General features: G+C 59.1%; 20 protein-coding genes and 1 pseudogene. 10 read left to right on the top strand and 11 right to left on the bottom strand.

Translation table 11 applies throughout. From position 1 onward, the window contains the following. Together Tam10B_RS06225 and Tam10B_RS06230 are read right to left on the bottom strand one after the other, a co-directional pair. Window positions 1–699 (bottom strand): MBL fold metallo-hydrolase (locus Tam10B_RS06225; RefSeq protein ID WP_143248567.1); only part of this gene is annotated, 699 nt, incomplete at its 3' end. A 355-nt stretch (window positions 700–1,054) separates the two neighbouring features. Beyond that, the gene (locus tag Tam10B_RS06230) at window positions 1,055–1,585 is read right to left on the bottom strand and encodes a TetR/AcrR family transcriptional regulator (RefSeq protein ID WP_143248568.1); all 531 of its coding nucleotides are present in this window, start codon (window positions 1,583–1,585) and stop codon (window positions 1,055–1,057) included. Window positions 1,586–1,799: 214 nt separating this feature from the next. Here Tam10B_RS06230 and Tam10B_RS06235 point away from each other — a divergent pair, with 214 nt between their 5' ends. The 5 genes from Tam10B_RS06235 to Tam10B_RS06255 all read left to right on the top strand — a co-directional run bounded on the left by Tam10B_RS06235 (window position 1,800) and on the right by Tam10B_RS06255 (window position 8,712). Then, window positions 1,800–3,194, top strand: a complete 1,395-nt coding sequence (locus tag Tam10B_RS06235) for a DHA2 family efflux MFS transporter permease subunit (RefSeq protein ID WP_158214148.1) — start codon at window positions 1,800–1,802, stop codon at window positions 3,192–3,194. Between the two features lie 89 nt (window positions 3,195–3,283). Beyond that, window positions 3,284–5,098, top strand: a complete 1,815-nt coding sequence (locus tag Tam10B_RS06240; protein ID WP_093960400.1) for a CocE/NonD family hydrolase — start codon at window positions 3,284–3,286, stop codon at window positions 5,096–5,098. Between the two features lie 383 nt (window positions 5,099–5,481). Next, window positions 5,482–6,144, top strand: a complete 663-nt coding sequence (locus Tam10B_RS06245; protein ID WP_093960401.1) for a TetR/AcrR family transcriptional regulator — start codon at window positions 5,482–5,484, stop codon at window positions 6,142–6,144. Window positions 6,145–6,292: 148 nt separating this feature from the next. Beyond that, the gene (locus Tam10B_RS06250; protein ID WP_093960402.1) at window positions 6,293–7,564 is read left to right on the top strand and encodes an MFS transporter; all 1,272 of its coding nucleotides are present in this window, start codon (window positions 6,293–6,295) and stop codon (window positions 7,562–7,564) included. A 269-nt stretch (window positions 7,565–7,833) separates the two neighbouring features. Beyond that, window positions 7,834–8,712: an Abi family protein gene (locus tag Tam10B_RS06255; RefSeq protein ID WP_233133623.1), complete on the top strand. Its 879-nt coding sequence runs from the start codon at window positions 7,834–7,836 to the stop codon at window positions 8,710–8,712. On the opposite strand, the gene Tam10B_RS06260 is transcribed toward Tam10B_RS06255, so the two are convergent. The 4 genes from Tam10B_RS06260 to Tam10B_RS06275 are packed head-to-tail and all read right to left on the bottom strand — an operon-like array spanning window position 8,695 to window position 12,045. Next, the gene (locus tag Tam10B_RS06260) at window positions 8,695–9,954 is read right to left on the bottom strand and encodes an ABC transporter permease (RefSeq protein WP_233133635.1); all 1,260 of its coding nucleotides are present in this window, start codon (window positions 9,952–9,954) and stop codon (window positions 8,695–8,697) included. The genes Tam10B_RS06255 and Tam10B_RS06260 overlap by 18 nt on opposite strands. A 5-nt stretch (window positions 9,955–9,959) precedes the next feature. Continuing rightward, the gene (locus Tam10B_RS06265) at window positions 9,960–10,643 is read right to left on the bottom strand and encodes an ABC transporter ATP-binding protein (RefSeq protein ID WP_093960403.1); all 684 of its coding nucleotides are present in this window, start codon (window positions 10,641–10,643) and stop codon (window positions 9,960–9,962) included. Beyond that, window positions 10,640–11,527: an RND family efflux transporter gene (locus Tam10B_RS06270; protein ID WP_093960404.1), complete on the bottom strand. Its 888-nt coding sequence runs from the start codon at window positions 11,525–11,527 to the stop codon at window positions 10,640–10,642. Before Tam10B_RS06270 ends, Tam10B_RS06265 begins: the two co-directional genes overlap by 4 nt. Beyond that, window positions 11,524–12,045, bottom strand: a complete 522-nt coding sequence (locus Tam10B_RS06275; protein WP_233133624.1) for a hypothetical protein — start codon at window positions 12,043–12,045, stop codon at window positions 11,524–11,526. The genes Tam10B_RS06270 and Tam10B_RS06275 overlap by 4 nt, the downstream gene beginning before the upstream one ends. A 123-nt stretch (window positions 12,046–12,168) precedes the next feature. Between Tam10B_RS06275 and Tam10B_RS13870 the strand changes: the two genes are divergently transcribed. Further along, window positions 12,169–14,001: a response regulator gene (locus Tam10B_RS13870; RefSeq protein ID WP_456297850.1), complete on the top strand. Its 1,833-nt coding sequence runs from the start codon at window positions 12,169–12,171 to the stop codon at window positions 13,999–14,001. Between the two features lie 176 nt (window positions 14,002–14,177). Here the strand turns inward: Tam10B_RS13870 and Tam10B_RS06290 are convergent, their stop codons facing one another. Together Tam10B_RS06290 and Tam10B_RS06295 are read right to left on the bottom strand one after the other, a co-directional pair. Next, a complete protein-coding gene (locus tag Tam10B_RS06290; RefSeq protein ID WP_093960406.1) occupies window positions 14,178–15,578 on the bottom strand; it encodes a hypothetical protein in 1,401 nt (466 codons plus the stop codon). A 1-nt stretch (window position 15,579) separates the two neighbouring features. Further along, on the bottom strand, window positions 15,580–16,485 hold the full coding sequence (locus Tam10B_RS06295) for a DNA adenine methylase (protein ID WP_198947544.1): 906 nt from the start codon (window positions 16,483–16,485) through the stop codon (window positions 15,580–15,582). 605 nt (window positions 16,486–17,090) lie between these two features. Here Tam10B_RS06295 and Tam10B_RS06300 point away from each other — a divergent pair. Beyond that, complete coding sequence (locus tag Tam10B_RS06300) at window positions 17,091–17,366, top strand: AbrB/MazE/SpoVT family DNA-binding domain-containing protein (RefSeq protein ID WP_158214149.1); 276 nt, start codon at window positions 17,091–17,093, stop codon at window positions 17,364–17,366. 4 nt (window positions 17,367–17,370) lie between these two features. Next, on the top strand, window positions 17,371–17,775 hold the full coding sequence (locus tag Tam10B_RS06305) for a putative toxin-antitoxin system toxin component, PIN family (protein ID WP_093960409.1): 405 nt from the start codon (window positions 17,371–17,373) through the stop codon (window positions 17,773–17,775). A 188-nt stretch (window positions 17,776–17,963) separates the two neighbouring features. On the opposite strand, the gene Tam10B_RS13765 is transcribed toward Tam10B_RS06305, so the two are convergent. Further along, window positions 17,964–18,398, bottom strand: coding sequence for a hypothetical protein (locus Tam10B_RS13765; RefSeq protein ID WP_332881264.1), 435 nt, complete (start codon window positions 18,396–18,398; stop codon window positions 17,964–17,966). Here Tam10B_RS13765 and Tam10B_RS06315 point away from each other — a divergent pair. Beyond that, on the top strand, window positions 18,363–18,569 hold the full coding sequence (locus Tam10B_RS06315) for a hypothetical protein (protein WP_093960411.1): 207 nt from the start codon (window positions 18,363–18,365) through the stop codon (window positions 18,567–18,569). The genes Tam10B_RS13765 and Tam10B_RS06315 overlap by 36 nt on opposite strands. Window positions 18,570–18,584: 15 nt before the next feature. After that, window positions 18,585–18,959 carry a PH domain-containing protein gene (locus tag Tam10B_RS06320; RefSeq protein ID WP_093960412.1) on the top strand — a complete coding sequence of 125 codons (375 nt, stop codon included), beginning with the start codon at window positions 18,585–18,587 and terminating at the stop codon, window positions 18,957–18,959. 757 nt (window positions 18,960–19,716) lie between these two features. Here Tam10B_RS06320 and Tam10B_RS06325 read toward each other — a convergent pair. Together Tam10B_RS06325 and Tam10B_RS13770 are read right to left on the bottom strand one after the other, a co-directional pair. After that, window positions 19,717–20,292 (bottom strand): Panacea domain-containing protein, encoded by a 576-nt coding sequence (locus tag Tam10B_RS06325; RefSeq protein ID WP_093960413.1) that lies wholly within the window; start codon window positions 20,290–20,292, stop codon window positions 19,717–19,719. Between the two features lie 228 nt (window positions 20,293–20,520). Then, a pseudogene (locus tag Tam10B_RS13770) lies at window positions 20,521–21,773 on the bottom strand (tyrosine-type recombinase/integrase). Window positions 21,774–22,178 lie beyond the last annotated feature (405 nt).

Raw genomic sequence — 22,178 nt, forward strand, 5'->3', positions numbered from 1 at the left:
CGGCGCCGTGATCTTCATGGCCACCTGACCGTCGGTGTGGCCAGGGATGTTGATNANCTGNNCGNNGNNGTGGCCAGGGATGTTGATGAGCTGCACGCTGCGGTCGCCGAACAGGTCGTAGGATCGTCCGGCGGGGCCCTCATGGTCGTTCCAGTCGTACAGGTCGAGGTCGATTCCCCTCCACCACGAGGCGTTGAAGCGCACGAGGCTGTTCGGGAACCGCGTGACGCACCGCATCTCGTCCCTGGATACCATGATGCGCCGGGCGTCCCTCACGCCGCGCAGTCCATTCGCGTGATCGCAATCAAGATGGGAGATCGCCACCACGTCGAGATCGGCCGGGGACAGGCCCTGCGCGGCCAGCTGCTCAGGCACGGTCATCCCCGGACCCACTACACCCTGGTTGACCCGATACAGGGACCATGAGCCGAGAGAGCGGATCTGCGCTCCACGGTCGTAGACGCCGTCCGGACTCATGTCCCGGCCCCAGCCGGTATCAAACAGGATACGGCCGTGCGGCGTGGTGACGAGGAACGCGCATACGGGCAGCCATATGCGCTTGGACGCGGGCACGAAAAAGCCAGAACCGCGGACCAGTCCGCACCCGTTGCCGAAAGGCAGATCCGGTGAGACACGAACACGGCCGGCCACCATAACCTGAATGGAGATTGCTGAATTGTTGGCACTGTTGTTGGTCATGACTCCATTACAGAACGCCGTGTGATGGAGAGGCCCTGTTTCGCACTACACAAAACGCGATTATGTCCACGATTGGCACCGTGGCTTTCTCTCCGATCCAATCGTCCGTCACGCCGGGCGCAGACCCCGGTGATACACCATTCCCGACACAGACCACACCGCAACAGCCAGCGACCACCATGTGACGAGGGCCTTGGAATCACTGGAATTCCAAGGCCCTCAGCGCTATCCGACGATCACTCCGACACGTTGAACTTGAACTCGACCTTTTCGTCTCACCGCGGCAGAAAACAGACCATGTTCGGTACGGCAGTTCGGAACGGAGAGAATCGCGTCAGCCGCCGAAAGACGGGCCTCATTCCCGTTGCACGAGCCTGCCGATGATGCGGGCCGAGACCTCGGTGACGGATTCCCTGCTGTACGGCCCTTCGGCCGCGAGCGTACGCATGGCGTACATCGCCCCTCCAATGACGAAGGTGAGGAGGATGTCCTCCTCCTCGGCGGTGTCTTCCGTCAGATAGAACTGCCGTAGATGTCGTTCTATCTTGTCGTACAGCACGTCCTGCCTGCCGCGGAACAGTATGTCTATGGCGTCTTTTCTCGTGTTCATGGCCGCCGGCACGTTTCCAAGGAAGACCAAAGGATCGGTGAGCAGCTTGTCCTTGTACTGAAACGCCTCGAAGCATTCATCAAGGACCATGTCCTCAAGCTGGTCCGACAGATCGAACACGTCGGTGTAGTGATGATAGAACGTCGACTTGTTGATCAGTGCTTCCGCGCAGATGTCGCGCACCCTGACCCGCTCCAGCGGTTGGGTTCGCCGCAATGCCAGGAAGGCCTCACGAATCGCCTTCCGGGTTTTGACGATGCGTAGATCCTCCGCCATGCATGGCCCTTTCGTTTCCGTGTCCATATGGGCGATGTCGATAAGCGACATTTTCGCCCATCGGTTGCATATGCTCCCTGCGATGATTTCCGTCGGTTGAAGATATGCGACTTTGGTTGCTAAATAGACATTAGATCAATAACCAACCATGGTCAAATTGCAGCGGTACGGCCGAAATCAGCGCCGGACCGCCGACGGAAAGGAACCTGCTCTTATGGGATTGACCCGAAAACAACGCATTACGGTCATCGTGCTGTTGACGGGCACGGTGCTCGCCATTCTCGACCTGTCGTTTCTGTCTCCGGCGTTGCCATCCATCATGGAAGACTTCAGCATCGACGCGACCACGGCCCAATGGCTGTCGAGCGCGTATTCGCTGGTCGAAGCGTTGATCATCCCACTGTCGGCATACCTGCTCGGACGTTTTTCGACCAAGCGCCTGTTCGTCGCCGCGATGAGCATATTCTCCGCAGGAAGCCTGCTGGCCGCGTGGGGACCGAATTTTGGAGTCTTGCTCGTCGGCCGCGTCTGTCAAGCGGCATGTACGGGAATTCTGCTGCCCATGGTGATGACCGAGATCGTACTCATCTTTCCTCGCGAACGACGCGGAACGGCCATGGGTCTGATCGGCTTATTGGTGGGATTCGCACCGGCGATAGGCCCGACGGTGTCCGGTCTGTTGATCGATTCCGTCGGCTGGCATGCGCTGTTCCTTATCGTCGGCGTACTCGGCATCATCATTCTCTGCGTCGCAATGGTGGTGCTTGAGACCAAGGAGACGGCCACTCGGACGCCGTTCGACGTCTTGTCTGTGGCATTGTCGTCAATCGGACTGCTGTGCATACTGTACGGCTTGTCGACGTTCTCGTCGACCAGCAATACCGCCGTCATCATCTTCCTCATCGTGATCGGCGCCGCTCTCATCGCGTTGTTCGTCGTTCGCCAGTGCAGGCTCGACCAGCCCATGCTTGACATGCGCGTATTCCGCTCCCGCAGGTTTTCCAGTTCCGTCGCCGTCATCGCACTCACACAGGGCGTGTATCTCGGCATCGGTACCGTGCTGCCCCTGTTCGTTCAGATCGTCAGAGGCGAATCCGCCGTGATGAGTGGACTCGTCGTACTGCCTGGCGCTCTGCTCAGCGCGGCGATGGCGCTGGTATCCGGCAAACTGTACGACCGGTTCGGCGTGCATGTCCCGGTTCGGGCAGGCAGCGTGTGCGCCCTCGCCGGCATCGCACTGCTTGCAACGATGCCGATGGACACCGGCATGCCGGTCGTCGCCATCGCATACGCCCTTTGCTCGGTAGGCGTGCAGCTGATCATCACGCCCTGCAACACATGGGGCATCAATTCGCTGAGCAATACTCTCGTGCGCCACGCGAACGCCGCCGCCCAGACCTCAAACCAGATCAGCAATTCCTTCATGGTCGCGCTGATCATATCGTTCTCCGCGCTATCCTCCGTGATCGCACCCACGGCCACGGAACTTGAAGCGGCATATTACGGCGACAAAATCGCATTCATCGCCGCCGCGGCGATTCTGCTGGCACTGACGGCATTCATCGCGATCTTCATACGCGACCGCGAAACCGACACCATCGTCGGATAGGAAATACCCGGCCCATTGTCCAAAAGGACACGCCGGCCGAATCACATCATCTGTTCTCCATTACAAGTCCCATCACAGAAAGGAACATCATGACCGTTACCACCAACAGCAACGCACCGTTGCTTGACATCAACGGGAGCGACATCCTGTTCAAACCGGCGAATCCACTGAACCAGGCCAAACCTCCGATTCCGCCGCTGGAAACGCGAACCGTCCTCTACCGGAAGGGAAGCGTCAACGCCAAGGGAGCCATGAGACTGCCGATCGACATCGAATGCCTGGAGGACATCCCGATCGAGCTGCGCGATGGCACGGTCATCTACGGTGACCTATGGCGCAGGCAGGGCGACACCCGCACCCCGGTCATTCTCGTCTATTCGCCCTACAGCAAGCGCGGAGGCCCGTTCAACGCCAACTACGATGTGACCAGCACCGGGTTCCCCAAGGATCAGGTATCCGGTCTGCAACGTTTCGAGTCTCCCGACCCGGCCTACTGGTGCAGGTATGGATATGCGATCTGCGTGGTGGACGAGCGGGGCATCGGTCACTCCGGCGGTGACATGTACTTCATGGGCACTCAGGCCGGACGAGACGTGCATGACACCATCGAATACATCGCGAGCCAAGACTGGTGCACCGGCAAGGTATGTATGATGGGCAATTCACAGCTCGCCATGATCCAATGGGCCGCCGCAGCAGCAAAGCCGGCTCATCTGGCCGCAATCGCCCCGTGGGAGGGCCTTACCGACGAATACCGCGACGTGGTATGCCGAGGAGGCATCCCCAACGGCACGTTCCATGACATCGACATCGTCGGCTTCCTGTACGGACAGAGCCGATTCGAGGATGTGACCGGCATGCTCGAACAACACCCGCTCGTGGATGACTATTGGACCGATAAGATCCCCGATCTCGAACATGTCACCGTCCCCGCCTATGTAGTGGCCAGCTGGACGCATCCGATCCACACCCGCAGCACACTCTCCGGATTCAAACGACTCGGATCGAAGGACAAATGGCTGCGCATCCACGACACCCATGAATGGGGCGACCTCGACACCCGGGAGAACTGCGACGACCTGCGTCGCTTCTTCGACCACTATCTCAAGGGCATCGACAACGGGTGGGAGCAGACGCCACGCGTACGCTATTCGCGGCTTGACGTGGGAGCCAAACACAACCTGTTCTCCACGTCCGACGACTATCCCTGCGTGCGGACCGAAACGATGGCACTGCATCTGGACGCCTCGAACGGCACTATGAACGAGCAAAAGGCCGCACTGGAATCCAGCGCCGAATACGATGCCGTCAGTCGTGACATGAGCGCCGTTGCACGCTTCGAATACCGGATTCCCCGGGACATGGAGATCCACGGGCCACTCAATGCCCGCCTATGGATGAGCACCGACGCCGGCGACGACATGGATCTGTTCGCCCAGCTGTACAAGAAGGATGCGAAGGGCAAAGTGCTGTACCACGTGGTCTTCCCCGGCTTGGAGAAGAAACTGCGCATGATGATAGCACTCACGCCGAAAGGCAAGCAGCTTCCCGGCGGACCGATCTACGTCGGCCCCAACGGCCGACTGCGCGCCTCTCACCGCGAACTCGATACGAAACGATCGACGCCGACCGAACCATACATGACCTATACGAACCCGCAACCGGTCACCCCGTTCGTACCGGTGCAGATCGATCTGGGATTATGGCCGACCGATATGCTCCTGCATGAAGGAGAGACCCTGGTGCTGGAAATCGGAGGACATGCCTGCGGTCCGGTAGCCGAGGCCCGTGCCAGCGATGAAGCGCCGGACGCGCAGCTGCCCACCGTCAATCAGGGCAGGCACACCGTGCATACGGGCGGCGTCTACGACAGCGTCCTGCTCATGCCGATCGTAAAACCGTAATCTCGAACCGAGAAGCTCCGCATGGCAAAATAGCCGGGGGCCTTGGAATCGCTTGGATTCCAAGGCCCCCGACGCTACCCGACGATCACTTCTCAGACGTTGGGGAGAACTTGAACTCGACCGACTTGCCGTACCGCAACAGCCGTCCATGCCCTCACACTTGCACAGTCGACGGGTAGTCTCATCCAGACAGTGAAATCTCGCCATGCCAAAAGTCATGTATCTGTCCTCGGACACATTGAATTGAAGTTCGATGTTTGTCGGTCTTTTTCATCCTGTCTTGTTGTGGATATTCAAGCACAGCGCGTGATAGTCTATTCGACTATTTGACAGACCGACCGACGGTCTGTATGCTCTGGGGGAGAAAGACAAAGGAGGAGGTCATGGCGCACCATACGCACCACGAGGACACCGAACGGCGAATCCTCGATTCCGCACGAAGGCTCTTCGCCGAGAAGGGCTACGAGAAGACATCCATCCAGGACATCCTGAACGATCTGGGTCTTTCCAAGGGCGGGCTCTACCACCATTTCAAATCGAAGGAGGCGATCCTCGACCAGCTGAACGCCGATGAGTGGGCCGTCACCTCGCGTCTCCTCGACGAACTCATCGAGCGTGATGACATGAGCGCGTTGGAGAAGTTGCGTGCACTCGTCATTTCCGCCGTGGACGCCCCCGATCACTTGGATCTCGTTCGATCCCAGCTCGCGCTTCTCAAGGATCCCGCGTTCTTTACCGCGAATATGCGCTTCTGGTCAACGAGGCTGCCGGAGCCCTTCCGCTCGCTCATCGACATGGGCGTGCAGGACGGTTCGATTCCCACGGCATATCCCGAGGAGGCGGCGCAACTGCTCTCGCTCCTCGGCAACTATTGGCTCATGCCCTGCTTTTATCCCGCCGACCGCACCGACATGGAACGGCGTATCCGCTGCCTCGCCACGATGCTCGACGCCATCGGCGTGCCGGTATTCGACGAGACGCTCATCCCACGAGCGGTCAAGGGCCTCACAGCCCTGATGCCGGAAGGGGAAACGGCGTCCGCATAGGCCGTACCCGGACACGCCGGCTTGCAAATTATGGCGCCCAAGTGAAAGGACGTTTGTGCGTCCTTCGCCATGGCGCATTTTTTATCACCATAACAGACCGACGGTCGGTCTGAATAGTTGTTATAAGTAATCAAGAAAGGAATCCACGATGACGAACACGTCCGAATACACGACTCAGCAGCAAAACAGCCCAGCCGCAAATCCTCTTCACGTACGCGACTTCTATCTGCTTGTCGCAGGTCTTGGCATATCGCTCTTCGCCAACCTCATGTTGCGGTTCGCCATGTCCATGTGGGTGCTTGACGAGACCGGCTCGGCCGCGGCGTTCGCGTCCATCCTCACGGCGAGTATCCTGCCCACGATTCTGCTCTCGCCCCTTGGTGGCGTGGTGGCGGACCGCACGAACCGCCGGACCGTCATGGTGGCGCTCGATGCGCTCTCCGCTGCAACGGTGCTCATTTGCGCAGCGGTTTTCTCGGCTACCGGATTTAATCTGGCGGCGATTGCCGTGATGCAGGTGGTGCTCGCCGTGCTCGATGCCATGGAGACGCCCACGGTGCAGGCGGCGTTGCCGCAGATGTTCCGTTCCCACGGCGAGGACGTGATGCGTCGCGCGATGGCCGTGGTGAACGTGGTGAACCAGACGAGCACGCTCGTGCCGGCCGTGCTCGGCGGCGTGCTCTATGCGGCGGTGGGCGCCATGCCCATGATGGGAGTCACCATCGTGGGGTTCGGCACGGCCGCTGTCGTGGAGTGCTTCATCCGGCTCGGCGCTCCCGAACGCGGTGCCGATGGGCGTACCTCGGCCCTCGATGACCTTGTGCGCGCCGGGCGTTTCCTCACTCGCGAGCGCCCCCATGTACTGTATCTGGTGCTGCTTTGCGCTGCGCTCAACTTTCTGGTGACGGGCTATGCGGAGGTCGGTTTCCCCTACATGGTGCGGACCGTGCTGGGGTTCGGCTCCACGGCGTACGGTCTTGCATATGGTCTCGTGGGAGTATCCGGACTGCTTGGCGCGCTCGTCGGAGGACGGGCCGCGAAGTCGCTTTCCAAGCGACGATTCCCGGCGACAATCGCCGCTTTCTCGCTCACCATCCTGCCCCAGGCGCTCGTCATGGCGCTTCCCGCCGGTGATGGAGTGCGCCTTGCGACGCTCACGGCGAGCACCTGCGGAACCATGGTCGCCATCACCCTCGCGAACCTCATTGCCGTGCCGGCGATCCAGATGAGTTGCCCCGAGGACATGACCGGCAAGGTGATGTCGCTCGCGCTCTCCACGAGCATGTGCGCCCAGCCTCTCGGACAGATCGCATACGGCTGGGCGTACAGCGTTTATTCAGCGGGAGCGGTTCTGGCGATGACGTTCATGCTGGCCGTTGCCATGTTGCCGTTGGTCGCACACGTAGCGCGGAGGTTCTAGGACATGCTTTCCATCTAAAACTCCCGATGCTGTCCGACAATCGCTTCTTAGACGTTGATGAAACTTGAGCTCGATGCCATCACCGGACTGTGTCGTATTTTGACCGGGATAATCACACAGCGTTGCGATTATCCCGCACCGTCGTAGCACGGTAAGGCCAAGAATCACTGTCGGTCGGGACCGGATGCTAGATTCAGCGATAACAGCAGCCTTCCACGCCTCCTTACAGTGCGCAACCCGGGAGGCTCTTTTCATTTCCGGAGGTGTCGGTGAAGCCAGCGAAGAACTTGGATGAGATGATCGAGCTCATGAAGTCACGAGGCCTGACCGTGCCGGATCACGACGCAATGCGCCGAATATTGTTTGACTCCAACTACTACCGGCTGTCCGGGTATTTCCGCGCGTTCCAGAATGATCCGGCGCACGGGGACAACGACTTCAAGTCCGACGTTACGACAGCTGATTTTCTTGAACCGTATCGGTTGGACGGCGAATTACGCCCCAAGATTCTGCGGGGCACGGCACTCGTCGAGTTGACGGTGAGGTCCCGCTTCGCGTATCTCGTCGCACAGCACGGTGGCGCATACTCATATGCGGACATCGATTCGTACGAGCCGATCACCAACCGCAAAGACGTCGAACTGCGAACCTCGCTGATCTCGAACATCCGCAAATGGATGGACATATCCAACGAAGTATGCATCCGCCATTACCGCAAAGTGGGTGAGCCGGTGCCGATCTGGGCGGCGGTGGAGACTCTGCCGTTCGACACGGTATCGCGTATGCTCAGCCTGCATCGGGACACAAGCGCGCTCAAGGAGCTGTACCGGTCGCTCGGCATACGTACCAACCTGCGCACCGCATCCGAGATTATCCATGCGATGGTCTACCTGCGCAACCTGTGTTCGCACCACAGCAGGCTGTGGCACCGCGAGATGGTCATCGTGCCGCCTGTCACCCGGGACATGCGTCGACGCTACCCGGACTTCAACTACGAGCAACGATCGGTCGCACAGTCGTTGATCGCGTTGTTCTATCTTGCGGATGAGATCAACGGCGACGATTCGTATTCCGACGAACTTATTGACTTTCTTTCCGAGCAGCATCGCTACGGTGACGGTATACGTCACTCATTGCATTGGGAATAGACACGGCTGACGTGCTGGGAGCGCCGCATGGTTCTCGAACCGGGTTAAGACCCATGTTTTGACTCTTAACCCCTCCATTATGCTGTCATCGCAAGGCCAGCGCGGGTTGCAGTCGTATGGCTTTGATGGCCGGGGCGAGGGAGCCGACGAGCGAGGTGGCGACGGATGCGCCTGCCGCGACCATAGCCGCCGTGTACGGGTACGCCGGCGGTTCGAGCGGCGAGTCGGCGGCAACATCCACGGAACCGCCCAGACCAGTGCCGCGGAGATGAGCACCGCCGCGAATGCGATGATGAGGCTGAGCAGCACGGATGAGCCGATGACCTGCATGGCTATGCTGGCTCTGGTCGCTCCCAGCGCCCGGCGGATGAGCAGTTCGTGCGAGCGCTGCTCGATGCCGGCCAAGCCGATGTTGATCATGCCGATGGCGGATACCGCCAGCAGCAGCATCGCGGTGACGATGACGCCGAGTCGGAGGAAGCCGATGACCTGCTCGTAGTCTCCGGCGTTGTCGGAGCGGTTCCATGACGATACGCTGCCGATTCCGACGTCGGACAGCAGATCATCCAACGCGGTTTTGACATGTTGGTCGTCCACGCCCTTCTCGGGGTGGACGAGGATGGTCAGCCCATCCGTGGCCCAGGCCTGGGGCCAGTAGCGTTGCAATGTGATCGCGTTGATGTAGATGACGGGCTCGTCAGCCCCGTCGGCGACGACGCCGTTCACCCGTGCCGGCACCTGCTGCGGGTTTCCGGTCCGGGCGAGCGTCACGGTGCCGTCATGCACGTATTGGCGGGCGCTTTCATTGACCACGGTTTCCAGCGTGGCGGGTTCGTCCGCCCCGTTCAGCCATGCGCCCTCGATGATGGGCGCGGGCATGACTCCCATCCGCTCGGCGTCGGTAACGACGATGGTGACGTGGCGTATCTCCATGCCACCGCCGGACGATGCCCATACGGCGAGGTCGTTGAGATGATACTGCGCGGATGCGGTTCCCGGCCTGAAAGTCGTAAGGCGTTCCTGCAAGGTCGTGGTGGTCCGCGCATCGGCTAGTGACCGTACGTCGATGATGGCGCTGTAGGTGGGGGTCTTGCCGCTCAGGCGCGCGTTGACCGCTTCGAGGTAGTCGCGGCCGAGTGTGCCGACGAGGACGCCGGCAATGAGCGCGACGATGCCGATGAACATCGATAGGGCGGTGAGGCTGGTGCGCAGCGGGTTGATACGCAGGTCCTTGACGATCATGCGAATCACGACAGTTTCCCCCTGTCGATTGTCAGCCGGCGTTCGCATCGGGCGGCGAGTTGCGGGTCGTGCGTGACGAGGATGAGCGTGACCCCGAGTTCCTGAACCTGTCGGAACAGTATGGCGGCGACCATATCGCCGGTTTCGGTGTCGAGCGCGCCGGTCGGCTCGTCGCAGATCAGCAGGTCGGGATCGGTCGCCAGCGCGCGGGCGATGGCCACGCGCTGCTGTTCGCCTCCCGACAGGCGCGACGGCATGCTGTCCGCGCGTTTCGCAAGTCCGACGGTATGCAGCATGCGCACGGCCCGTCTTCTGATCGTCCGCATGGGCGTCCCTCCCCGGTACTGCAACGGGAGGGCCACGTTCTCCCACGCGCTCAGATGCGGGATGAGGGAGTAGTTCTGGAACACGAACCCGATATGCCGGCAACGGAAGTGCGACCGGTCGGCGTCGCTCCACGCGGCGCAGTCCCGTCCGTCATAGGAGAGCGTTCCGCTGTAGTCGTTGTTAAGCAGGCCGATGATGGAGGCGAGGCTGGTTTTGCCGGACCCTGATTTCCCGACGATGGCGGTGGACGTGCCGCGCTCGAAAGACGCGCTCACGTTGTTCACCGTCGTGAGCCTGCCGCCATCGGGCAATCGCACTTTGGCGCTCAGGTGATCCAGCCGGATGAGTGGCGTGTCATTCATGATTGCGCTCCGGGAGCAAGGTTCGGGGCAGTTGCGGACACCACGTCGCCTTCCTTGAGACCGTCGAGGATGATGATCGAAGTGCCGTCCGACGCGCCCAGTTTCACGTTCACGGCGGTGAACGAGTCGCCGTCGCGCCTGCTGACCTGACCGGAGCCGAGTCTGCCGGCCACCGCGGTGACGGGCAGGATCAGCGCATTCTCGATTGCGGTCGCGGTCAGCACCACGGTGGCGTTCTGCCCGGGGCGCGCCTGCACGTTCTTCGGGAACAGGCATTGCATAGTGCGCGTCGATGCGGCGCCTTGCGCGGTCGTCGATCCGGTCGCGGATTCTCCCGATGAGGCCGGTGCGGCAATGCCGTCGTCCACTACCGCCGCGCAATCCGTGGGACCCTGCGCGTCGGTGATCTGGAACCGGCCGGTGAGCGTCTGGTCCGAGCCCATGGTCGTCAGCAGCGCAGTCGCGTCCACATTGGCGCTCATGCCGCCGTATCGTATCGAGAACAGCGGATAGTTCGCGGCCACGTCGTTGTCCTGCGTGATTGTTTCGATCACGCCATCGACTGGGGTTGTGATCTTCTGGTCGCCGATGGTGCCCAGCACGTCGCCCGCATGAGCGTATGATCCCTGCTCGGCCGTGGAATGGAACCAGCCTTTCGCCGGAGCGACGAGCGAAAACACCGAAGCCACCTGCACGCTGGTGGAGGATGAGGCCAATGGCGTGATGCCGCCCTTGCGCACCTCGACCGTAGACACCGATTGCCCTGCCGTGGAGGATGCGTCGGACGATGACGTCTGCGATGACGAGCAGGCCGTCACGGTCACGCACAACACCACGGCCGCGACGCACGCCAATAAATGCTTGGAGAAGGTGGGCACGTTCATTGCGCCAGTCCGTTCTCCTGACGGTACCACGTGCAGTCCGTGTTGTAGAAGTCCCGCATGGTCGAATAATCGCCGAGCTCGGACTTGCCGATCACGTCGTTCTCGACTATGCCGTCCTTGTCCTCGTAGTAGTTCTTGAACCAGTCGGTGTCCAGTAGCTTGCGCAGCTGTTTGAGGGATTCACGTGCCGTCTCCGGAGCGGTCCGGCTGTTGTCGAGGATGTTGCGCTCCACCGAGCACTGCCAGTAGAAGTACGCCTGCCCCTCTCCGCTGCCCTTGGCATACAACGAGGACGAAGACTGCGCCTTGGGCATGTTCGCGGGGAACTTGTCATCGTTCATCAGAGCAAAGGGAAAGTCCTCGACAGTCGCCTTGTATTCCTCGTTCGCCTGCTGCCAGGTCAGCATGCCGCCATTGTCCGAGGCGCCACCGTTCGAGGTCGTCCCGCAGCCGGACAGCAGCAGCATCGCCGCAATCAGCATGGCGGCCTTGTGTCGTGTTCTCGGTTTCATCATCATGCTCCTTCGGACGGATCGCACAACTGTCACCAACCATTAGCCCACAGACTGCAACCCGGAAGCAAAGGATTGTCATGCGCGTGCATGACAACGATACGGCGACGGGTATGGGACGCGCATACGATGGATGCCATGACAGACGTATCGGAATCGCGGACCATAACCATCGGGGTTCTGGACAACGATTCGCTCGCCCTCAACGCCATAGCCATGATGACAAGCCGTCTTCCCCCGCGGTTCCACGTCATCTGGAGCACCACGTCACCGGCGTCGGCATTGCAACGCTGCATGACACACGGCACGCAACCCGACGTGCTGATAGTCGACATGGCATTGGGAGGCATCACCGGCGCGGACATCTGCATGAGAATCCGCCGGCGCACCCCGACTATCGGCCTGGTATGCGTCACATCCTATGATCTCGCTTCGTACCGCCAGGACGCGATAGAGGCGGGAGCGCAATGCCTGCTGGCCAAGGACCGCATCGTCAGGGAACTTCCGCAGGCCATACGATGCGCGGCGCAGGGCGAACCCGTTGCCGACGCCGGATTCCCCACCGCGCGGGAAGCCCATCGGAGACTCAACGACGAACGCGCTACCGGACGCAGTTGCCGGAAACCGACAAGCCGTCGTTGTCCCCCGGGAGTGGGACGTGCTGCGGCTCTACGCGCGCGGGTCGTCCACCGACGAGATAGCCGCGCTCCTGAACGTGGACAGGGGAAGCGTCTTCACCTACGTCAACCGGGCATGCCGCAAACTCCACGCCGCCGACCGCAAGGAGGCCCTCGCCATATGCGCTCGATACGATCTGTTCTGAACCGCGTACATCATCCGGCCATACTGGCGGCGGGACTGGTCCTCGCGGCGGCGATCCCCATCGAGATGTGCGTGTACTCATCCCAGAACCTGCTGTCATGGTCGACCATACGCATATCGCTGCTTGTTGCCGTTCTGTGCGCCATGCTCGGAGTGGCACCGACATGGACCGCCTGTCTGCTGTTCGCGATCTCAGGATACGCATTGCTGTGGCTGTTCTCGCCATTGACGACCATCATGATCGCCGCACTGACGTCCATTGCGGTGCTCTCATTCGTCAGACCCAGCCTCGGCGCCGCTTCCGCGCTGGTCGCCTTCGCCGCCCTCGTCGTGAGCAATACACAGAACAACCTCACCGCATCGAACATCGTCGGCATGACCGTCATGTGCCTGTGCCCGTTGTCACTGGGGCTCGGTCTCAACCTGCTGCTCGCCCAACGACAGGCGACCGCGGCGCTCAGACAGCAGCTCGACCGCGAACACACGGCACGACACCTGCACGACACCATCAGCAACGACCTCGCCTACATGATCCTACGCATCGACCAGGCAAGCCACGACGACCTGCCTGACGACCGGGACCAATATCAACGGCAGCTCGACAATCTACGTGCCATCGCCGAAACGGCGCTCGATCATACCCATCAGGTGATACGACAACTCGAGCATGACGATGAGGCGGACGATCGGAACCGTGCTGTTCAGCAGGACGACGACGGAACCGGCAAGAAAGTCAAACGACAGCAAAAACGGCTTGAAGGAATCATCCAAACGCAACGGCAATGGCTTACGAGTCTTGGCTTTCAAGGCGATGACATTCTCGGGACGTTCGATTATCCGTTGACGGACGACATCCTTGACCTCCTCGAAGGACTGATCAACGAACTATACGCGAACATCGCCAAGCACGCCGATCCCGACGCATGGTACGCCGTCACGATCTCCTTCGATCAACAGCACGTCATCATCTCAGCAAGCGACGCGCTGAAAAACAGTGCGGCGCAACTCGGACTCGGCAGCGGCCTCGAAAGATACCAAACCGTTGTCGAATCCATGTCCGGGACACTCGCCATAGCCACTGATGACGGCAACTGGAGCGTGGACATCACCATCCCATTGTTATCCTCAGATGACAAATAATGCTTCAATTCGCCATGTTTTTCTCGCGCAACAAGCGGGGAATGCTATGCCACACACCGGACTGGGCAGCTGGACGGATTCGACAACCGGTTCCGTGCTCGGTTTCGACCGTGGGCAAAACCGGATATGAGAGTGCGTCCATGATGGCCATCCATCGAGAACGCACCATGCGGCAGTTATGAACGTCCATGGCTCAACGTAAGCATCTCTCCGACTAAAACGCTCATGGCCAGAGTCTGTCCTTCGGCTCTGGTCGACGCGTATGCATGCGCACCGCTTTGGAGTAATCGCAGCAGATTGTCCGGCGATACCTGGTGGTTGGACACGAACGTGAGAAGATCTTGACCTTCTTTACGTTTTCTCAGGTTCGTCTTGCCTCTCTCCGCGTAGGCATCCACATAGCTCTTCAGACCACCATGTTCCCAGTGCTCCGAGGCCGCTGTTTCCGTCAACAGACGCAGGCCCATGCGGAAGATCGGGACAAACGCTTCCCGATTCTGTATGTCCTCGTTCCTATACATGTTCCAAAGCTCTTCCAAAGTGCGGTACATGTTGTTTACGTTGCCTGATTTCAGATGTAACGGCCCGCCAAAAACAGCGACAGGAGACGAACTGACCTGACGCGTGCGAGCTTTCCGGTTCTCTTTGAGAGTGCTGTCCTGGACAGGGACTTTGGGAAGATCGAAGAGGTCAGCACCATCCTGCTCTTCACTTTCAGCAACGGGTTCCGGCATCGAATGTGAACGGGCGTCGGCATGCGCCTTCTCCTGTGTGTCAGTCTTTTTATTGGCGGAGTGACGGCGTTGGGATTCCTTAAGACGCTTGATGAGGTCCTTTGGCAATGCGCTTGCTGGATTGTTTCGAGCGTTGCGGGTATTTAACTCGTTGTCCAGTTTGCCAGCAATGGCTTCCACGAGTTCTCGCAATAATTCGGAAGGAACACCGAAATCCGGTTCATCGGGGAGAAGCCCCATCTCTTCGAGATGCTTCTTGTTGAAGACATCTTTTTCAACGAATCCCGTATTAAGTATAGGCCATTCAGTCACTGCGCCAATGAGGTCCTCCAGCTTCATTAGGACGGTTTTCGGACCGCCCATGTATCGGAACATGAAACAATCCCGCTCATACTGTTTCCAGCTTCCTTTGCCTTTATGCTTGCGCTCCACATTCTCCAGAGCGGTTCGCTTGTCGCATACATTGCATGGCATGGGGTCGGGGAAGTCCGGAGGTATCAGCTGCCGTTGCCCATCGACAGAAAAACCTCTCTTGCGAAGCATTGCCAAGATGACACGCCTGTTGCCGTCGTACACCCTATACATCGGTCCGTCGTCTATCTTGCATACCGTGGGTAGTTCGCTCAAATCGAACTTGTCCCCCATTTCCTTTGCAAGTTTATGCAGCTGCCACTGTCCCTCATTACGCTTATCAATCGCGCGACGAATGACATCGTCATTAGTATAGGCGCCTTCCAGTGGATCTCTGGGGTTCTCCGTCCATAGAACCAGATCATCCAGCGGGATGTACTCAACCCGCTGTCCTTTCCACACACCGACACTTCCTCGTCTTCCGCCCGCCATGTCACTCTCCTTCTGCGGCATTGCATGCTATGGCTTCACCCAGTGTATCGGAAAAAATCATCAGCTCATTCGCGGAACGACGCGAAGATGCACTATAGCTCAGGGGAAACAACCCGCCGTATCTGTCCTTATACAATTCCCGGACCAGCGACGTGTCATCATACGTAAGCATCCATCGGGAACAGGTATGACCATTCAATGTCTTTCCAAGATTCTCGTGCTGGCTTTCGTCAAAAGCGTTCATGTACAGACTCCGCCCTTTTTCCACGTACGGCGGATCCGCATAGATGAAAGCTCTATCATCCCCGATGAACCGTTCGACTACGGCGCGTCCATCCTCGTTCAAGACCTCGATGGAATCCGAGCAACTGCCGAGGAACTCGAGCTTCTTCCTTAGGGAGTCCTTATTGTATCTGGCCCCTACCTTATATGCGCCGCTCTGCTTTAACCCGCCGATGACGCCACCGTTGAGTACGCCGGACCTGTTGGTTCTGTTGAGGAAGAAGAACGCAAACCCTCTGTCAAGTTCATTGCCAGGATTCCTGATAATATCTTTCTGTCGATGCCACTCCTCAATAGTGGGTTCCGTCTTGTCGAAAATCTCCAAGAATGATGTCGAATCATTGATTGCACTATGCCAAAAAGCGAACACATTAGGGTCATAATCATTGATGACAACTTTTGGTACAGTACCGTCCCGCAGTAGACGCAACGCAACACCCGCCCCACCGGCGTATGGCTCAACATATGTGGCGTCACGAAGTCCGAGCATACCGATGAGAGACGCCACATATCTGGACAACACGCTCTTTCCTCCCGGATACCTCAGCGGAGAGACCACATCATGGTTAGAGACCAGAGGGACAGACAGCATCTTCCCAGATCTGATCCTCGGTGTTGCGTACATATTTCTCCCTAGACTCTGTTTACGACAGTATGATTATAAACAGCGGAACCATGTAGCACTCGATACTGGCGTAGGCATCCTTGCCAAGCTCATTCTGCGCCGCATCAATTACCGACTTGTGTTTAGACCCACCGCTCCGCCAGTGCAACGAACCATGGTCATCGATTGTGCCAACCAACTGGAATCGTGCCGCTTGCCTCCAGATAATTCATTAAACAATCTAGGCCAACCTCGAAACACTGGACTGAGTCACCGGCACATGCAACACACATCATGGGCGGATACCACTGTCAAAAACCCATTCCTGAAGCCAATCGGGACGGCAGCAATGAGCATGAAATTAATAACACTAAGGGTCTTGGAATCACTGGGATTCCAAGACCCCCGATGCTACCCGACGATCACTTCGACACGTTGAACTTGAATCTTTGTCAGTTTCTCGTTTCGCAGTGTTTCCAACACCTCACGGACCATCGTTTCGACACGGGCACTCTAAGGGCACTCTATTTTGCTGTCGAAAACCATTGTATGCGCATATTGACCGCGTATAGCACTGTTCGATACAATAATGATTGTAAGGAATGCATTACTTAAGGAGGTGCGTTATGAGCGTGGTGATGGACGTGGCGAAGGTGACCGCCAAGGGACAGATCACCATCCCCGCCGACGTGCGCGAGGCGGTCGGCATCCGCGAAGGAGACAAGGTCGTGTTCGTGCGCATGGACGACGGTACCGTGTCCCTGCGCAACTCGAACCTCGAGGCCATCCAGCGAGCGCAGGCCGGGTTCGATGGAGCGGCCGAGGAGGCCGGACTGTCCAACGAGGACGACCTGACCGCCCTCATCAAATCGGTGCGACGGGATCGCGCCGCGAAGGGGTGAGCGCATGCGCGTGATGATCGACACCAACGTGCTGCTGTCCGCCGTGATATTCCGGTCGACGAACTCGGCCAATGTGATCGTGGACGCCGGACGTGGAAACAACACGCTGCTGCTGTCCACGTACACGATCGACGAGGCCCGCGAGGTCGTGGCCCGCAAGTGGCCGACACGTGCGGACGTGCTCGAGCAGTATCTGCTCCAGCTGAGCTTCGAGACCGTGGTCACTCCCCTGACCCCCAAGCCCGGACTGTTCGAGATCCGTGATCCCCTCGACTATCCAGTGCTCTATTCGGCGATCATCGGGGCGGCGGACGTGTTCGTGACCGGAGACAAGGACTTCGACGACGTGTCCGTATCCAGTCCGGCCATAGTCACCCCAAGCGAATACATGAGTATCTTCGCCCGGTAGAAACAGAGAAAAGTCCCCCGAATCCACCGCATCATGCGGATGGATTCGAGGACCTTTTCGATCTTGGCGCAGCGAACATTACCTGGCCAGCATTGTTCAGACTGATGCCGTTGCCGGCCTCGGAGATGCCGACGGCTCTGGCCCACAGGACGTGGTTCGACGTGGGTTCGGCCGCGTGCTGCGGGGTTTCATCCATCGGGGGTTCTCCTTTCTTCTAGAATTTTCCTTGGTTGAGTCGGGTTTAGAACGCTCGGCCGAGTCCGTATCCCTAGTTGGTCCAGGGCTTCATGTTCTGGACGGCGACGCCGAGGTGGCGGGGCAGAGCACCGATGTACTTGGGGCCGGCGAGCCCGTCGATTCTGCCCGAGTAGACGCCTTCGGATTCGAGGACCTCCTGCGTGCGGCGGACGAGCTGGGAGCCGTCTCCCCCGTACGCGTAGGGCTGCAGGGCCGGGCGCCCGTGCAGGCGGGGTGCAGGATCGCGGCGACGTGCCCCACGAGCGGGCACAGCGAGCCACCATGCCGTTGTCGGCGTTGCCCTCGATGGTCCGCACATAGGATCCGCGGTTAATCTCCACAAAGCCGCTATGATCCGCGAGGCCGGAATCCCACTGGAAAATCACGATGTCGCCGGGCTGGGCGGACCGGGTGTTGACCTGGCGGCCGGCGTTGCGTCCGTCGCGCAGGACGTCGGGCACGTACGCGGCGTCTACCGGGTCGCCGCCGAACTCGACGTCACCACCCAGATCATCCACGACTACAGGATTTTGCTGTACAACGGATGTGCAGCCTAAAAGGAAAGGATCATCATGATCGATTTCAACAACGCTTCATTCGTGAAGCTCAGCAACGCCAACCCGCAAGACGCGGCGAAGCTTCTTGATGGGATCATGCTCCGGGGAGAGACCGTGCTCATGGCATTCAAGGGCATCCGAGACTGGGTGGTATTCACCTCGCACAGGGTGGTCGCCGTAAACGTGCAGGGCATGACCGGCAAGAAACGTGATTTCACGTCGTTGCCTTACGGTCATATCCAAGCGTACAGCGTGGAGACCGCCGGCCATTTCGATCTCGACAGCGAACTCGAGATGTGGTTCAGCGGACTTGGCAAGGTCAAACTCGAATTCTCCAACGGCGTGGACATCCGCGCAATCGGGCAGCTCATCGCCTCTCACATCCTGTGACCACATAACGAGCCGGAGCCGCCCCGGCAGCTCACGGAGAGCGCCGGGGCGGTTTTTACAAGTAGGGACGCGACCACGCACAGTGCTCTGAAAGACGCGTCCCCATGCAACGTCGTCATTGCCCCAATCCACACATCCGATGGTAAATAGAAGAAAATCGACTGGCCCGGACTTGAGAGCACCAGTTCTCCGGAGAGATGACTTCCATGGGTGGGGAGACTATACCGAGCCTCGGCTGAAGGACATGAATCATTTTATGATCATAAGTCAGGCACACTCGACGGCAAAGGGCTGATTCATGCCTGGCATCAGCCAGACAACGCATCACGCTACCATCCTCATAGTCCAACGGCGGGTTCAGTATAGAACCGTTACGCGGCAGCACGGAGCCTCCCGTTGTTTTCACTAGGCTATACACCATGTCAGCGATGGACTGGGCCTCATCTCCCTTCCATCCCAATCCAACGTCCTCCGGGGTAAGACCGTACTTCGGTTGGCATGCCTTATATATTGCGGTCTCTACTATATGCTCCCCGGAATAAATCTCTACCGCACTCCCATCAGGGAGAGGTTCGAGCAATGTGCTCAACGCACAGAATACATCACTGTCATTCCTCCGTGATTTGGCTTCCTTCAAGCGTCCCGCCAGGCCCTCCATGGAGAACCCTCGGTCGAGCTGGCAAGCAGCCGTGAGATACACATTCACATCGGGTACAACAATGACAGTCGGCTTCTGCGGCATCAATCATCCCCAATATCAGTTCAAAGTCAGAACGCGGGCATTGCGTCCAGCTGCAGATAACATATCATCGTAATTCCGATCATGCCCCTTCGGAATGCAATAGTCGCCGGGAGTATGGTCGACCATAGAGTGGGAGATCGTCTCAGCGGCTTTTTCATAGTCGGGCCAAGATTCAACCAGCTCATCCCATGGGATTGCTTGGTAATCGTGCTCTCGATAGTATTTGGACCACGGCCCCATTTCATGGGTAGCCTCAACAAGGTCATGCGGGCTCAATGGAGCAAACTCACCCCATACCTTAGACAGAGCGGTTAACTGATCGTCGCTAAGAGGCTTTAGCTGTGTCCGAGATATGAGAATCGGATCCTTATGGGTATCTCCATATGCCTCGCGGACTTTCTTGGTCACTGGGCCATACGGGAAAGCCATCACATCCTCATCATACAGTTTCTCATTGTATTCATACCCATAAAGGCTCTGTGACAAGGCGACCATTTTCTGCAGCGCCATACGGCTGAGAGGGGTCCCTTCCTGCTCGGCGACCGTAATAAACCATGCGGCGACGTCAAGACTGCTGATCTGACTCTTCATATCGCGCCACTCTCTTTTACCCAGTAAGCAATACTCAACTTTGAATCGATTACGGGGCTTAATCCGTCTCCCGTAAATAGAAAATCTTTTATACTATTTCACCTCAGGGGCAGGAAATCAAATCCATTTTCTCACGATGTGAGCAAAACGCCGTATCGTTTCCATCCTAGGAGGACGCATAGGGATGCCGGCCACGCATACGGTACACGACTGGGGTCCTTCATATGTTCACTTCCCCGTAGTCTCGGTGTCGATAATGTTCTTCCCGTCGTGCAGGTCGGGTATCGCCTGGCCCAACAGGGCGGCAAGGGATGCGGCGTCGCGGTGGGTGTAGTGGTTGGTCATGGTGATGCTGGTGTGGCCCATGATGGCGGTGCGTGCGTCGTCGGGCATGTTGGCTCGGGCGGCCATGCTGGCCATCCAGTGGCGGGCGGAATGGATGTTGACCATCGGCAGGCCGGCCGCCTTCAGAGCCTTTCGCCAGTTGTAGCGTTCCGTGGAGCTGCGCACCGGGTTGCCGCGCGCGTTCGTGAACACAAGCTGGCGCGGGCCGATGCTTAACCGTTCGATGCGCGACCACAAACGCGTCCACAGGCTCTCCGAGATCGGAACGAACCGTCTGGCCGCGCGCGTCTTCGGCGTGGTGATCCACAGGGTGCCGTACAGGTGCTCGGCCTTGAGCCACCCCGGTATCTCCACGTCGCCGGGAAGCCCGTACTGCTGTATCTGCTGGCACACGTCGATTCCCGGCACGCCGTCGCGGCGCCTCAGCTGGAACGGCATGAGCGCGTACCGTTCACCCTCCCTCATGCCGGCTGCGAACGCGCGAGCTCGAACAGCAGCATCCACGATTCGTCCACGTCCACGGTCAATGCCGGGCCGCGCCGTTTCGCGCCCCGGTTGGGCACGGCCTCGATCAGTCGTTTCGGCTGGTCGGGCGAGAGCATCCGCGTTTCGGCGGGCTCCACCCTCGGCGGCTTGACCCTGCGGCACGGATCCACGGGGATGAGCTCCTCGAGTTCGGCCTGGTCGAGCATCATCTTCAGACTCACGTAATGGTCCTTGAGAGTGGACGGGGCGAGCCGCTTGCCGAGCACCCTCATGCAGCGGCGGATGTGGTCGGGATTCAGCTCGTCCAGACGGACATGGCCGATGACCTGCATGCATGCGTGGATGCGACCTGCCCGCGTCCGGTACGTGGTCGGCTTGACGTTCAGCCGGTACTCCTCGAGCCAGCGTTCCGCATAGTCCTCGAGCAGCGGGCTTTTGGCGCCGGGCAGCCTGCCGGTGCGTTCCATCTCTGCGATCCTCGCGTCGAACCGTTCGCGCGCGTCGGCCTTGGTCTTGCCCTTGGCGGTGATGAACCGGCGTCTGCCGGTGGCGGGATCGGGGTCGATCTCGCGGCGGAACTCCCATGATCCGTCCCTGCGATGGATGATGCTGCCCGAACCCTTGGTGCGTCGTCTGCCGTTGGCCGCCATGATTTCCTCCCGTCATCGGGAGCGCCCCTCGGATGCCATGACCGCGAGCGCCCCGTACAAAAGGGCACTCTATTGGCACTCTATCCGTGCGTACAACGGCGGAATACGTGCGGAAAACGGCGGTTTTCCGTGAATCGAAAAACGGCGCGATTCCGGTCTTCCGTAGGGTCGGAAACGTTGGAATCACGCCGTTTTCAGGGGTGTTTACCCCCTACTTGGACACGTTGAACTTGAACTCCCCCATAAGGGGGTCGAGTTAATCCAACGCTTGGAAAGAAGCCGTTTTCCACCCCACCGTGACCCGATTTCGCAAAACACTTCGCAAAAACCGCGGCCGTTCCGGTGAGGAGCAAACAATGCCGCAAACCACGGACCCCAGAAACTTCAAGAAGCCGAACACCGGCC

The organism is Bifidobacterium vansinderenii (assembly GCF_002234915.1).
GTDB classification, from domain to species: domain Bacteria; phylum Actinomycetota; class Actinomycetes; order Actinomycetales; family Bifidobacteriaceae; genus Galliscardovia; species Galliscardovia vansinderenii.